This is a genomic window from Psychromonas arctica DSM 14288 (assembly GCF_000482725.1).
GTDB lineage: Bacteria > Pseudomonadota > Gammaproteobacteria > Enterobacterales > Psychromonadaceae > Psychromonas > Psychromonas arctica.
Genome location: NZ_AXWP01000049.1, coordinates 1 through 14,945, shown reverse-complemented (window position 1 = coordinate 14,945; position 14,945 = coordinate 1). Strand labels below are relative to the sequence as shown.

Below are 14,945 nucleotides of genomic sequence, written 5' to 3'. Positions count from 1 at the left end.
CCCTCATTTTCTACCACTAATTATTTGAGATGATTAAATTCAACCTTCGGGTAATTTTGTATTTTTGAGTCCCCCACATTTTGAATACCGTCTCTTTGTCGCATTACTCACTTAAAAATGATACCTGCAATCTGATACCGTTTTATCTCAACACTCTGACTGCCCATTAATCATTATTTTGTACAAGCAGCGAGAATGATTTACTTTATCATTTGGCATAAATTTTATGGCTAATAACCGATAAATAAACGGCTGAATCTCCGCACTACTTTATTTTACTGGCGCTTCTTTCTAAGGTGAGGTTAATACGTATAAACATGCCTTGAATAGCATCTATTTGAGCCGAGTCACGCCCTTCAGATACAAGCTCTTGGTACAATAAATCAGAAGCTTGTTTAAAATCGTCGTTACACTTACCTTGGCTCGCTAATAAAAAAGCATCAGCTAATTTGTATTGCCATTTTTTAAGGTACTTTAATTTTTTGCCTACTAAGTTTTCACATATTGATTGCACTCGAACCAATGCATGCCCTAAGTTAAGTCCAGTTAAAGCGAGATCGGTAATGGCACGAGAATGAGAACCTTGATCGTAATTAATTAACCTTAACAATCTATCTGCCATTCGACGGTTGTACCAAATAGCAGGCATTTTCTGATTATCTATATTCATTAAGTCTTTATGAGTCGCTTTAAAAACTCGGCTAACTAATAGCTGAATGCTAGGCCCTGTAAATAAGTGAAAAATCCAAAACAAAATACTAACACCAACAAAAATAGCCATCGCTGCACTTAATGTATAATCAATGGTGAAAGCTAAGCTCATGTCAGTACTGGGGCGAACTAAAATTGAAAATGGAATGCAAAATCCTAAACCATAGGGTAGTGTTTCACGTTCAGCAATTAGCAACAGGCCTAAAAAATAAGGTCCAGCTAGCACTAATAATAATATCTCTAATTGCCCGCCGCTTTGCGCGAGTAAATTAAGAGCGTAAAAGATAGTTACCACAGAAGCTGCCACGACCCCAATTAGCAAGCGTTTTATAACGACACGTAAAATAGCCAAAGGTATTCGCGCTAACATAATAGAAAATATGACGGGTAAAATCATGATCATCAATGCAGCCGATGAACCTGTACTTATCCAAATACATGCGCCAATCACAAACACTAATAAAGTTCTAAAGCCAACAATGATGCCTGCTAACGGATCCCGGTAAGTCAACATACTTGGCGCATTCAACAAGGTTTTATCACGTTCCTGTAGTGCTTTATAGGCACGCAATAAAATGGTTAAATCCCCTGTTATATCTAAGGCGACATTAAACATATGCGATTCAAAAGGAGCTTCAAAGGTATTATTGACTCGCCATTCTGTCAGTTCCCTTCGAAAGGCTTTAACTTCCTCAGCGCAAAAAGCATAGTTATCAGATGCTGCAATACTGGCTAGTACCTGTTTTAATCGGTTAAATAATTGTGCTAAATCAGCAGTAATTAGTTCAGAATGATTACGTTGCAGACGACCAAAGATTTGAATTAAAGCCAGTAACGACAATACTTTTTGCGCTAATTGATTTGCCGCTCTTGAACGCCCTGGCCCTTTTGGTCCTTCGTAACGTACAGCACTGGAATCTTCATTTATCAAGCCTAAGGTCGCCATCACGCCATCAATTTGTGTATGACGTTTTTCATGTGTCCCTTTAGTGTCTAGCTCAGCCACTAAATAATTTAAGGTTTGGTTGATCACCGACCTAGCTTGGATTTGTAGCGAATTTTTTATTTTTACTGGCCAGAATAGATGGCTGACAATTCCTGCACAAAGAGAGCCGATAATGATTTCACTCATACGCGCCTGTGCCACGTCGAATACACCTTGGCTACTAACGGTCGTCGGACTCACCATCACTAAAAGTACAATAATTTCAGCCGTTACTGCCGCCATCGCAAAGGCATAAACAAAGTTAGCTTGCCGCACCATTGCAGATAAAGCTGAGTTTAAGCCTAGCCAAATAGCCAATGCACCCAGTGCTAAATAGGGATATGACATCAACTGACTTAATAGCAAGATGCCAAATAACCCACCGACAATGGTACCTATTATTTGGCAAAGTGCTTTTTCGATCACCAGACCACTTTCTGGGCGTAACTGTAAAAAAATAGCCGAAACTAATGCCCAGTAAGGGCGATCAAGGTTCAGCGCCATCGCAATCGTTAAAGCCATCGCCATCGCAATAACACCTTTTATCGCAAAAATAACAGCCTGTTTTTTAGGAAAAAATAGATGACGTAACACCACTCCCAAGTTATTCCCCTTAGTCTGTCGCGAGATGAATCGACACTGTCATTCCCGCACTCAGCTGAATACCTTTAGGTAATGTGTCTAATTGAATATCAACGGGAATACGTTGTGACAAACGCACCCAATTAAACGTTTGTTGAACTTGAGGTAAAAGTTGGTTGTTACTTTGTGTATTGGTATTAGCAATTGCTTTGCCCACGCTAACAACATGACCCGTTAGTTGTTCACCACCACTGAGTAATGCGATTTTGGCAGCTTGGTTTTCATAGATAAGCGGCACTTTAGTCTCTTCAAAATAACCTGTGACATAAAATGAATCAGATTTAACAATCGCAAAAACAGATACACCCTGCCCGATATAATTTCCCTGACGTAAATTTAAATTAATGATTTGGCCTGATACTGGGGCAACGACTTCCGTTCTATCAAGGTTTAATTGTGCTAAAGCTTGCTCTGTTTTAGCAAGATCATAATTAGCTTTTGCAATATTTCTATTGATACGCGTTAGTTCTAAGCCTTCTTCACTGATTGCTTTTTGATTGTTTAATGCTTCGCGGCGGTTGTATTTATGCTTAGCTAACTCCCACGCTAACAATGCACCTTCCGTGTTTGCTTTACTTTTATCTAAAGCAGCTTGATAACGTTTGTTATCAACACTAAACAGTAACTGGCCTTTTTTAACTAATTGCCCATCTTTAACATTGAGCGTTGTCACCCAACCCGAGACATCAGCTGCGACGGTGACAATATCAGCTCGAACTCGTCCATCGCGAGTCCATGGCGTATGCATATAATCAGTCCAAACCCAACGCCCTGCAACTACCGCCATGATCACAACAACAACGGTAAAAAGAATACGTAGATACTTTGTCATAAAATTTATCTTCCACTCAGTAAATATACAGTTAAGGCGAAATAGCATACAAAAAGTGATACTTCAAACCAGGCAACTTTCCATATGCGATCGTGCCAGTCTAAACGGTGTAAAGCAAAACGAGTTAATGCAGATAAGATAAAAGCAATCGGAATATAGATAACCAAAGGGCTAAACTCCATTCCACCTAACACTACAGTTTGAAGCATAAATACCCTTACATTGATTAAAAAGTTACATCGATTAAAAAAGCCTATCGTAAAAATGAAGACCTGAATCGTTTATTAATAAGACAGCATAACAAGACAACTTGCTAAAACCATAAGATAAAAAGTTTCACCCAAATGACATTTTTTGTTATCAACCATTGAAATCAAGTTTACTAATAAATAACGTCATTTAAAAATCTCTCAATATATTTTCAATATAATATTTTTAAGGACAGTATTTTTCAAACAAATACGCCCTTTAAACTATTGTTCTGTATAAATAAACAACGTATTTTTTATTTATAAAAAAATTTGAAATTTAAACGAGTATTCAGTGGTCTGTAGATGACGGTATTTACTTTCTCTTTTTATGTGTAAACCGTTTTTCGTTTATTAAGGGGCGTTAAGCCCAGTTATAGACTCAGTTATAAACTTCTTAGATTCAAATAATAAGTGCATAACTTCAACAATTTAACTTTACAGGTATTTTATAATGATTCGCTTTAAAAATTTTATGATTGGCTTACTAGTATCAATAAGCTTGACTTCAACCTTTGCACACTCTCAAGATTCAGACTCAAATCAACCAATAAAACCAAAGGTCATTTTCTTTGATGTTAACGAAACACTACTAGACTTAGAAAATGTAGGTAAATCAGTTTCTAAAGCCTTAGGTGGACGCGATGAACTAGTCCCTTATTGGTTTACTACAATGCTACATTACTCTTTAGTTGGAAATGTGACAGGTGAATATAATAGTTTTGCTGAAATAGGCATCGCCTCATTAGAAATGATTGCAAACCAACAAAATATTAAACTAACACCTGAAGAAGCGCGTACCGCAGTACTAACCCCCTTTAGAGACCTAGCACCACATAAGGATGTAGTTGAAGGCTTGAAAAAGATACGCGCACTGGGTTATACCATGATCACATTAACTAACTCTTCTGATGCAGGCATTGCAGCTCAACTTAAAAACTCAAATCTAGCACAATATTTTGATGGCTCATTAACTGTTCAAAATTTAAAAACCTTTAAGCCAGATTTAAAAGTATATGACTGGGCACAAAAAGAAATGAAGATAGCACCTGAAGATGCCATGTTAATTGCCGCACACCCATGGGATTTAGCAGGAGCAGATAAAGCAGGTTGGAAAACCGCATTTATTATGCGTCCAGGTAAAGCACTCTACCCTCTTGCCGCCAAGCCAGATTTGATTGGCCGAGATCTTATTGAGATAGCAAATCAGTTAGAAGCGAATGCTAAGTAGACTTTGTATTTAACCTTTAGCGAGGATTGGTTAGGTTTGGGGTTGTTAATACTTTTATAAACACAAAAGGCAGCCGAAGCTGCCTTTTTTATATCACTTTTTAAAAGTCATAAATTATTTCATGAATTTTTTAAATGGTGCATCAACTGGAGTATCTGCAAGGTGGTTTGTGTAGTTGCTCATTACTTTTTGAGATAAACCAACAATAATTTCCAGTAGTTGCTGCTTGCCATAACCTGCAGCAAAGAACTTCTCGATTTGGTGGTCGCTAATAACACCACGCTCACGTGTCATTGCCAATGTAGTTTCACGTAGCGTTTCTAACTTAGGGTTAGCAAGCTCTGTTTTGTTAACGAGCGCATCAACAATATCTTGGTCAACTTTCATTGAAGCCGCAATTGCACTGTGTGCCGGAACGCAGTAGTGACATTCGTGCTCAACGTTAATTGACTGCCATACCACGGTTAACTCTTCAGCGTTAAATGATGTTTTTTGGAATAGATCATGCAGTACTTGATAGCCTTTTAGCAAGGTTGGTGCTTCAGCCATTACTGCGTGTAAGTTAGGTAGCATACCAAATGCGGCTACAGAGTCAGCCATTAGAGGTTTTGATGCTTCAGGTGCGTTTTCTGCTGTGTATAAAGTAAATTCTGTCATGTTTAGCTCCAATAAATAATGAGTTTTAAGTAACTTCAGGACACATACTAGTTGATTTTGAGCGATTGCTAAAGTTAAAATTGAGCAAGTGTTCAAATAAATTGAGAAATCACATGGCTAACAAAATAAAGTTTGAGCGTGAGTCGGTTGTGCGCCTTGCAAGCCAACTCTTTTGGCAAAAAGGTTTTCATGCAACCTCAACCCGTGACTTACAAGAAGCTATTAACATGCGACCGGGCAGCATTTACTCTGCATTTGGCTCTAAAGAAGGGCTATACAGCGAATCGTTAAAAGATTACACCCTACAAATGAAAGCTCAAATAGAGGGCTTTTTATCAAACACGGATACTGTACTTGAAGGTTTACGTGCATTTGTAGAAAACGTGATCATCGAGACAAAAGATTGCAGTCCCAGTGCTATCTGTATGCTGGTTAAAGCAAACAGTGAATTTGCCGAAAAGGATGCTAATTTATATGAGTTAAGTTTAAATCTAGCCGCTCAATTTGAAGCCTATTTAACGCAATTATTTGAGCAAGCAATAAACAATGGTGAATTAAATAGTACGATGACTGCACTTGAGTATGCGCGTTTTTTTCAGGTGCAATTTACAGGTTTACGCGGTTATTTTAACCGTCCCGGCGTAACGCAATTAGCTCAACCAATGATCGAGCAAATGTTTTTACTGATCAAAAAACTATAAAATTAGATTAACGATCATACTCAACCAGTTATCTGTTCCAGCACTGAACAGAGAAAACCACGCCATGAAAAGGAACTTTGATGATAAAGATTAGTCAATGTTATTGGGAAGTCATGACTCGCACAATCAGCACTGGCTCAATCAGAACAAGGCCAATCAAGCTTTCTGCGTAAAACACCTTCCTTTTTTAGAAATTCATAAGTTAATATCTCTGTAATAACGTGATGATCATGCTATTACTCTGTTTTTATTTCTCGTCCTGATAAGGTCTTGCTGTGCTTCATAAATATGCCACTAAAAGATGGGCTCCATTATTAATATTAATAATGATCGCTGTCGGTATTCTCCTCTACTTAGATTCCATAGTTAATTCAACTTTTAAAGATAAACAGTGGTCAGTTGCATCAACTGTTTACGCGCGACCTTTAGAAATATATGAAGGATTGCCACTCACGTTGACTGATTTACGTGAAGAAATGACCATGCTTGGATATCATTTTGTGGGTCAAGTTAATAATCCAGGGGAGGCATTAATCGATCGAAATAAAGTGACTATTTTCATCCCTCAATTTCAGTTCAGTGACGAATTAGCTGCAGCACAAAAAATAAAAATAACCTTAAATAATGGCTTTATATCAAAATTAGAAAGTAAAGATAATAAAGCATTAGTGCGTTTACAGCCCTTGGTGATAGGCGGTATTTATCCTTCCCACAACGAGGATAGATTATTAATTCAACTTGCCGATACCCCTGTTTCTTTACAAGCAATGCTAGTTGCTGTTGAAGATAAGGACTTTTACGACCATTTTGGTATTTCACTACGCGGTATCGCCCGAGCTATGGTTACCAATATTAAAGATGGTGGATTCTCACAAGGTGCATCGACACTGACACAACAATTGATTAAAAATTATTACCTCACGCCAGAGCGAACATTAATTCGTAAAGCACAGGAAGCGCTGATGGCAGTGCTATTGGAATTACATGCAAGCAAAGCTGATATTTTAGAAGGCTACATGAATGAAATATACCTTGGTCAAGATGGACCACGCGCTATTCATGGCTTTGGTCTAGCCAGTCAGTATTATTTCAAAAAAAATATTATGGACTTATCGCTGTCGCAACAAGCACTGTTAGTTGCACTTGTGCGCGGTGCCAGTTATTACAATCCATGGCGTAACCCTGAGCGAGCATTAAAACGTCGCAATTTAGTGTTAGATATTGCAGTCAGAGAAAAACAACTTGATGCAGACCTTGCTGAATTAGCTAAGCAAGAACCACTAAAAGTGGGTGAACGCAGCGTTAGCAGTACTAAACGTTATCCTGCTTATTTAGACCTTGTGCGCAGGCAATTACAAAATGATTACAAAGCTGAAGACTTAAGTTCTGATGGACTCTCTATTTTTACTCATTTTAATCCATTAATTCAACAAACGGCTGAGTCTAGCTTGGTTAAAATGATGACTAATGATAAAAAATCTGACCCCAGTGCGAACCTACAGGGGGCGGTGATTGTTACGCAACCTAATACCGGCGCGGTAACTGCAATTGTTGGAGGTAGTGACACACGATATGCGGGATTTAACCGTGCAATTGATGCCCGCCGACAAATTGGCTCGTTAATGAAACCCGCCATATATTTAACGGCGTTAGAAAAAAGTGAACAATATACGTTAGCGACTTTAATAAGCGATGCCGCCTACGAGAAAAAATTAGACAACGGTGATAGTTGGTCCCCTAAAAACTACGATTTAAAAGATCATGGTGATGTGCTTTTATATAAAGCGTTAGCACGTTCATACAATCAGGCAACGGCGCGTTTAGGCAATGAGTTAGGCTTAGATAATATCTTATCAACATTAAAACGACTTGGCGTTGATAGTGACATTCCCGCACTCCCTGCGATTACGTTAGGCGCGGCTGAGTTAAGTCCACTTGAAGTGGCTCAAATGTATCAAACCATTTCATCTGAAGGGTTTTATACACCGTTATTGGCGATCCGCTCGGTTGTCGATCCGCACGGAGAAGTGTTAACAAGTTACCCTATTGCTATTGAAAAACGCTTTAGTTCTAGTTCGATTTATACATTACGCCATGCTTTACAAGCCGTTACGCACGAAGGGTCAGCTAAAGCATTACAATGGTTATTACCTGATTTTGCTGTTGCAGGGAAAACTGGAACAACCAATGATCTGCGAGACAGTTGGTTTGCAGGTTTTTCAGATGATATGCAAGCGGTTGTTTGGCTTGGCCGTGATGATAATAAAACAACGGGATTGACCGGTTCAAGTGGTGCACTTCGTGTCTGGGCTGATATTTTCAAAGCGCGATCTCAGCAACCTTTACAGAACCTGCCACCCAAAAACATCACCCTAGGTTGGATTGATAGTGAATCAGGTGTAGGTACCCAAGATAGCTGTGATAATGCAATACTATTGCCTTTTGTAAGTGGCACTGAACCAAAACAAGAAATACGTTGCAATACAACCGATAAAGTCATCGATTGGTTCCGTAATTTAACCAACTAAACCAACTAAATCAACTAAAGAGATCATATTAATGAACCATTATAAAATTGCTGTTGTTGTTTGTTTATCTAGTTTTTTATGGGCCTGTAGTACCAAACCTGTCACATCGCCAACGACAGAGTCCACGACTCCAAGTTCAGTCAGCACCGCAACTGATGGTATTGATAATACGGTGAAGGGAAGCGCGGCCTTAGACTCATTATTTAGTCTTGCTGAGCAGCAAGAAAGCAAGGGGAACTTACGCGGTGCAACGGGGATTTTAGAACGAGCAATCAGGATATCTCCACGTAACCCTGAAATCTATTTACGACTAGCAGAGTTAAATTACCGCCAAAGTAAAAATGCACAGGCACAATCTTTTGCTGAGAAAGCACTTAGTTTAAATCCGAATAAAGCATTAACGGGTCAAGCTGAATTATTACTAAAAAAGCTGTATTAGAAAAGTTGCAGTAGAGAACTTGTATTAGAAAGCTTTTATTACAAAACTGTTATTACAAAGTCTTTCTAATATCCCCCTCCTCTTCATTCAGTAATGTATGTGTTGAGGGTTAATGTTTTTGTTGAAGGGGTTTACGCTGCATCGAGCAGTAAAAGTTTATGAGTCAGTGCCTTTTTTCCTACAGCCTTTTTCTGGACCTTTTTCTAAATCTTTTCGACAATATTTTTTGACTTTTGGTTATAGTTTTGATTTTTGGCTTTTTGGTTACAAGCTGTGTTTTTCAAGGCAGTTGGCACTCATTAGCTAGTTTTTATGCTGCTTCTTTCATAGAATTATCTTGATATTTATTCTCAGTGTTTTCGCTATCGCTGTTTTTCAAGACAGTTGGCAACTCTTCTTTTTTGAACAGCAGAATATTTTTACCCACAACATCCCCAATGAACAACATTATCGTTGCGTGTTCTGCGATTCTTTTTCAATATGTAAATTTAACATTTTTCATTGAACATTTTTCATTATCCTGTCACCGCCATATCACATCTTTCATTTAAAAACACAAAAAACCAATATTATTCAACACCTTAAAGAAAAACCAAGCAGTGGCATTATATTTGCTCCAATCTAATCACTAATGCAATAAAGAGGTAACAGTGTAATGAGTAATTCAATAGTAACAATCAATCCTTTTACTGAGCAAAAGCTAAAAGAATATACATTGATGACACATAATGAAGCTAAAAATGCAGTAGTCAATTCAAGTGAATGTTTCGAACAATGGAAACTTGTGCCTATTTCAGAGCGCGCAAAACTTGCCAAAGCACTAGCAAAGGTGATTGAAGAAAATAGCGATGAATTAGTTCAACTAATGGTTGAAGAGATGGGCAAAGTAAAATCTCAAGGCGAACAAGAAGTTGCTCTTTGCGCTAATATTTGTAATTACACCGCTGATATTGCAGAAAAAGAATTAGCGAATGAAAATCGTGATTATGAAGGTGGTAAAGCAATAATTACATATCAGCCAATAGGCGTAATATTAGGCATTCAACCTTGGAACTTTCCACTCTATCAAGTAATTAGATACAGCGTCAGTAATTTAGTGGCCGGCAATACAACAGTAATGAAACACGCTTCAAATGTATTCGGTATGGCAAAGAAAATACAATCGTTATTCGAACAGGCAGGCTTCCCAAAATATGCTTACCAATCACTATTAATTGATGGTGAAACAGCCAGCAAACTAATTAGTCATGATGGCATCAAAGGCGTTACTTTTACGGGTAGTGATGCAATAGGTAAAAAAGTGGGCGCAAAAGCAGCTGAATACAGTAAAAAGACTGTATTAGAATTGGGCAGTAATGATGCTTATATTGTTTTAGATGATGCAGATATTCCATTAGCGATTGAAACGTGTATCAAAGGTCGTATTGTCAATAACGGCCAAACCTGTGTCTCTGCAAAACGTTTTATCATCACAGAAAAAAATTATGAGCTATTCAAAGAAGAGTTCAAAAAAGCGATGATGGATCTGAAAATGGGCGATCCAAAGGCAAAAGATACCGACCTAGGGCCTATGGCTAGAAAAGACTTACAAGAAAAACTACACAAACAGGTCACTGAATCCATTGACGCAGGCGCTAAAATTGTTTGTGGATGTAAAATACCTGATGAAAAAGGTTTCTTTTACACAGCTTCTATTTTAGAAAATGTAACGCCCAATATGCCCGCTTACGATGACGAATTATTCGGTCCTGTCGCAGCACTTATCAAAGCAAAAGATAATGATGATGCAATGCGTATAGCTAACGATTCACGCTATGGTTTAGGTGGTGGCATTTTCTCTAAGGATGAAGCTAGCGCAATAGAACTGGCGATCAAACACTTCGACACAGGGATGGTTAATATCAATGGCTTTGCCCTATCTCAACCAAACTTACCATTTGGAGGAGTAAAAAGTAGTGGTTATGGACGTGAGCATGGTGGTTTTGGTTTAAAAGAGTTCATGAATATAAAATCTGTGATGGTTGCTCAGACTAAATAACCATTAAATTATAATAGCTAAATTGTAATAGCTAAATTGAAAATTAGTGCTCAACACATGTTGGGCACTCCTTAACAAGACGCTCACTTCTTAAAAATAACTACTCTAGGAGATAAACTCATGCCTAGGGCATACTCAATTAGCATTAATTTACATGCTTTATAACATCTAAACTTTCAGTTAGCCTCAGCAATAGCCAGACAAAAATGATTAGGGATTCAGCCCTTTTTAAGCATCTACCTTAAAATAACAACAAAATAAAAATACCCGAGCACACTCATTAGCTGAAAAAGCACTAACTGAAAAAGCACTAACTTAAAAAAGCATTCAGCTAAAATGTGAATCAAGTATTAACGGGGCAAGCTAAATTATTGCTAGAAAGCTGTACTAGAAAACTTGTATTAGAAAATCTCCATTAGGGAACCTGCATTAGAAAAGCCTGAATGCAAAGAGTAGGTTAAGCGCTTCATTAGGTGATGTGTTTATTGAGGGATGACAGTGCATCAATCAATATCATTTATGGGATCTACGATTTCTCGTATATATTAATAAAATTGATTAACGATAGAGGCTTTAAAAGGCCATCGGAAAATTGATGACCTTTCATCTAATCTTTATTTAGCTAAAAATCCAACTTTTGATTTTTTAGCTATTTTTAATGTTCTTTTTTCTTTTGCAGTCAAAAGCGGTTTTTTCTTACCGTCTTTTTTGCTGTCTTGGCCTTTACTCACGATGCTTTCCTTTATTAAGATAAACAACTAATAACCCTATGACTAACGTTACACTATGACTTTAAATGATCTTGTAACGGCGAGATTATGTGCCTAAGAATTAAATATAGATAGCAATATTTATCATAAAATTGGAAATAATTTAGCCCCAATTTAAAGCATAAATTCAGGTGATAAAAGGTAGGATTTAAAAGATGAGCAGCAAATACTTAGCAACCAAAGCAGCCTAGATTCAGCCTTAACAATCAAAAACTTAGCAGTATAAACAGTATTACTCAAAAGGTACGGTGACCTACTTTTTCAAATAAGCTTAAATCAAGTAAGATAACCTGTTTCTAAAAAATTTACAATCGAGGGCAATTACTCAAATACTCTCTTTGTTTATGATAGTTTTTTACATTTGTTATATAGTTTGTATAAGCTCGTATTTACTCTAATAATATATTTATCGTTGCTAATGAAAAGTATTTGCTCAGCAGACAAAGTTTTCAAGGAAGGCTAAATTGGATAATACAACGGATAGAGTTATTACCATTCACCCTAATTCAAAACGTCATACACACACATTTATATGGCTTGGATGTATCTCGCTATTTATTTTTTGGCTTCTAAGTTTATTCCTTTGGCAAACTTTTAAAATTCAATTAATTTTCCTCATATCAGCTACATTAGTCATTATTTTAATAGGTGTACTTAAATATCTAGAGCCCGGAACCAGCTTTTTTATCACCCCAAAAACGATTCTATATTGTCATCGCCATGGTCAATGGGCACTACCATGGCAAGATATTATACGCTTTGGAGAACTTAAAGCGGATGTCCAAGGAGAGCATATACAATTACCTTATGTCGGCATCAAACTAAATAATTTAGATCATGTAGCGAAAAGCATATCACCAAGACTAGCCAACAAGTTAATTCACGAACAACAAGAATTGCTCATTTTGGCGATCGCTAATAAAGAGGTTAGTTTTGAAGGCAGTCTGATTAATTTTGAACCCTACACATTAAATGAAGTTATATATAAAGGCCCAATTGCAGCATGGTTACATCGTAGTGAACAACTCGCCAAGGCATATGGCTATCACCTATATTTACCCGAGAGCAGTCTGGATCGAAATTTAAACAGCTTTTTAAATTTATTAAAAAAATGCCATGATTACACCATTGTAAATGGGCCTTATTAATCTAATGCCAGTCAGTTAAGAACCGACGGGCATTTTTTGCTTCTTTTTTCTGCATATCTTTTGGGCGTAGCCGTAGCCGCATTGAGCAATGTTTGTAGCTTTCAATATGGATTACGATTAACTCAACGAGAGGTTTGATGTAACCACATTGAGTTTCGACTTAACTCATTAACTAATTGATATCCCTAACTTCAACATTTGGGTGTCCATAACTTGTTACACTTTAAGCATCATAACCACGGAATGAAAATGCTCTTTTTAGGAGTTTTTGTCTTTTAAGTAAACTACTTTTATCCGCAGGTAAATCTAAAAATTTATTGGCTTCTTCAATATCAGAGAAGTATCCAACATTACTTATATGAAATAATAATAATCCTTTGAAATACCTTTGAATTTGAAAACCATGATTCTTAGCTTTTTTACTTTCTTCACCTGCATGCACATTCCTATTACGGTATTCTCTTAAGTGTTCCAGGATCTGTTTATGATATTCATGTTCTTCATACAAAAATGAGCAACGTCTCGTTACCGAATCACAGTTGGTTTCATTAGGAGCAGCTATAGTTTCAAGTGCTCCCCATGCCCTCATAACGGCGACATTTTGGTTATTCTCATCAAAAGAACGAACATATCTCAGAAGTCCATCTGTTAATATTGATTTATACCTCCTTCCTGACTTTTCTAAATTAGTTATTATGAACTTTACGTTTTTTAGAATAATAGGAATATTGTTAGAAACATAAACACTCGCGACTGAGTAACTCGGATCAAACCAGAACATATCAGCATAGACTTTACCCGTACTATCATGCACAGTATGAAACTCCCCCAATCTAATTTTATTAATTGGGTTCCATTCATTTCCAATGTACTCAGAAATATTATTAGAAAATAAGTTAAGCATACTTCTAAACAAATCAAGAATACGTAATGCCTGAGCTGCTGCCATTTCTTCTGATTTAGCCGATAATTCGATCACAACTTTTGTATAGCCAAGTGATTCAATTTCAGAACAATTTCTTTTATTTTTAATTAGACTATCACGGCCCTTAAACTTACGAGGGAAACTGGATTTATAAAATTTAATAACGCAATCATTCAACTTTATAAAGCGTACCCCGATGTTTGAGATAGAAATGGACGTTAATAGAAAGTATTGATTATTGCGTTTCTCTAATACTTCTCGGATATTAGTAGATATCTGATCAATAAATATTCTAGGATCACTAGGTTTATTATTTGCAACTTCCCGTATTGCACTAGAAATGAGTTTGTTTTTATCTAGATCTCTAGCTACGAGAGGGAAATTGATCATACTTTCCAAAGCAGTTTTAGCGTCATGAAATTCAAAACTAGAATAGCTTGTAGTCCCATTTGAAACTGTTACAAGACTATCTATTTTATCCAAAATGACTTTAGGCTTTAAACTTTTACTCTTTTTCCACTTAGCTTGCAAATTCACCTCTGCGCTTAAAAAACAACGTATTAGATAGAATAATTCTATATTAATAACGAAAATACGGCCTAGTTTATTTTATCTAAATGAAGTTCAGAATACGCTTATAAAGTTTTAAATCAAACTGTTACATACATTAATCAAATAATAATCACGAAGTTAGACAGAATTATTCTGAATTAACAGGAGGAACATAGACTGATTCCCAGAGCTGCAAATAATATTGGGATTATTCAAAGTTGTGGAAATACACTTATTGAAATAATACATATCAATAAATTACGTTAAAAATTGCGCCAAGACGAATTAAAACTCAATGCAGCTACAACTGTCCCACCATTGAGATTTCCAACAATTAATGACTTTCAGCAATAGCAAACAGGACGTTTACTGTAAGTTTATTCAGCACATGGATGTTCGTATGAACTGGTGCGTTAAGAAAGTTATTTAGTAACTACTCAGCAGGGATAAAAATATTAGGTAGCATGCCATTCAACAATAGCGTTAAAGCAGTAGAGCCACTTACTCCCTGCTTTTTACAGCTTGATAAGTAACTACG

11 protein-coding genes are annotated in these 14,945 nt (G+C 36.8%); 6 read left to right on the top strand and 5 right to left on the bottom strand.

Translation table 11 applies throughout. From position 1 onward, the window contains the following. Positions 1–265: 265 nt before the first annotated feature. The 3 genes from H592_RS0107535 to H592_RS0107525 are packed head-to-tail and all read right to left on the bottom strand — an operon-like array spanning position 266 to position 3,379. Positions 266–2,299 (bottom strand): FUSC family protein, encoded by a 2,034-nt coding sequence (locus H592_RS0107535; RefSeq protein ID WP_028868233.1) that lies wholly within the window; start codon positions 2,297–2,299, stop codon positions 266–268. Positions 2,300–2,309: 10 nt separating this feature from the next. Further along, a complete protein-coding gene (locus H592_RS0107530; RefSeq protein WP_028868232.1) occupies positions 2,310–3,170 on the bottom strand; it encodes an efflux RND transporter periplasmic adaptor subunit in 861 nt (286 codons plus the stop codon). Between the two features lie 5 nt (positions 3,171–3,175). Further along, the gene (locus H592_RS0107525; RefSeq protein ID WP_028868231.1) at positions 3,176–3,379 is read right to left on the bottom strand and encodes a DUF1656 domain-containing protein; all 204 of its coding nucleotides are present in this window, start codon (positions 3,377–3,379) and stop codon (positions 3,176–3,178) included. 493 nt (positions 3,380–3,872) lie between these two features. Between H592_RS0107525 and H592_RS0107520 the strand changes: the two genes are divergently transcribed. After that, on the top strand, positions 3,873–4,649 hold the full coding sequence (locus H592_RS0107520; protein WP_084296226.1) for a haloacid dehalogenase type II: 777 nt from the start codon (positions 3,873–3,875) through the stop codon (positions 4,647–4,649). Between the two features lie 114 nt (positions 4,650–4,763). Here H592_RS0107520 and H592_RS0107515 read toward each other — a convergent pair whose 3' ends face one another. Beyond that, positions 4,764–5,306 (bottom strand): carboxymuconolactone decarboxylase family protein, encoded by a 543-nt coding sequence (locus H592_RS0107515; RefSeq protein WP_028868229.1) that lies wholly within the window; start codon positions 5,304–5,306, stop codon positions 4,764–4,766. 113 nt (positions 5,307–5,419) lie between these two features. Between H592_RS0107515 and H592_RS0107510 the strand changes: the two genes are divergently transcribed. From H592_RS0107510 to H592_RS0107480, 5 genes are all read left to right on the top strand, one after another. Then, a complete protein-coding gene (locus H592_RS0107510; RefSeq protein WP_028868228.1) occupies positions 5,420–6,007 on the top strand; it encodes a TetR/AcrR family transcriptional regulator in 588 nt (195 codons plus the stop codon). A gap of 275 nt (positions 6,008–6,282) precedes the next feature. Next, positions 6,283–8,535, top strand: coding sequence for a penicillin-binding protein 1B (gene mrcB, locus H592_RS0107505; protein ID WP_051369075.1), 2,253 nt, complete (start codon positions 6,283–6,285; stop codon positions 8,533–8,535). 31 nt (positions 8,536–8,566) lie between these two features. Next, on the top strand, positions 8,567–8,974 hold the full coding sequence (locus H592_RS21740) for a tetratricopeptide repeat protein (RefSeq protein ID WP_051369074.1): 408 nt from the start codon (positions 8,567–8,569) through the stop codon (positions 8,972–8,974). Positions 8,975–9,629: 655 nt separating this feature from the next. Continuing rightward, positions 9,630–11,012 (top strand): NAD-dependent succinate-semialdehyde dehydrogenase, encoded by a 1,383-nt coding sequence (locus H592_RS0107490; protein ID WP_028868226.1) that lies wholly within the window; start codon positions 9,630–9,632, stop codon positions 11,010–11,012. 1,234 nt (positions 11,013–12,246) lie between these two features. Beyond that, complete coding sequence (locus tag H592_RS0107480; protein ID WP_028868225.1) at positions 12,247–12,930, top strand: DUF2982 domain-containing protein; 684 nt, start codon at positions 12,247–12,249, stop codon at positions 12,928–12,930. 223 nt (positions 12,931–13,153) lie between these two features. On the opposite strand, the gene H592_RS0107475 is transcribed toward H592_RS0107480, so the two are convergent. After that, positions 13,154–14,392: a hypothetical protein gene (locus H592_RS0107475; protein WP_211235640.1), complete on the bottom strand. Its 1,239-nt coding sequence runs from the start codon at positions 14,390–14,392 to the stop codon at positions 13,154–13,156. Positions 14,393–14,945 lie beyond the last annotated feature (553 nt).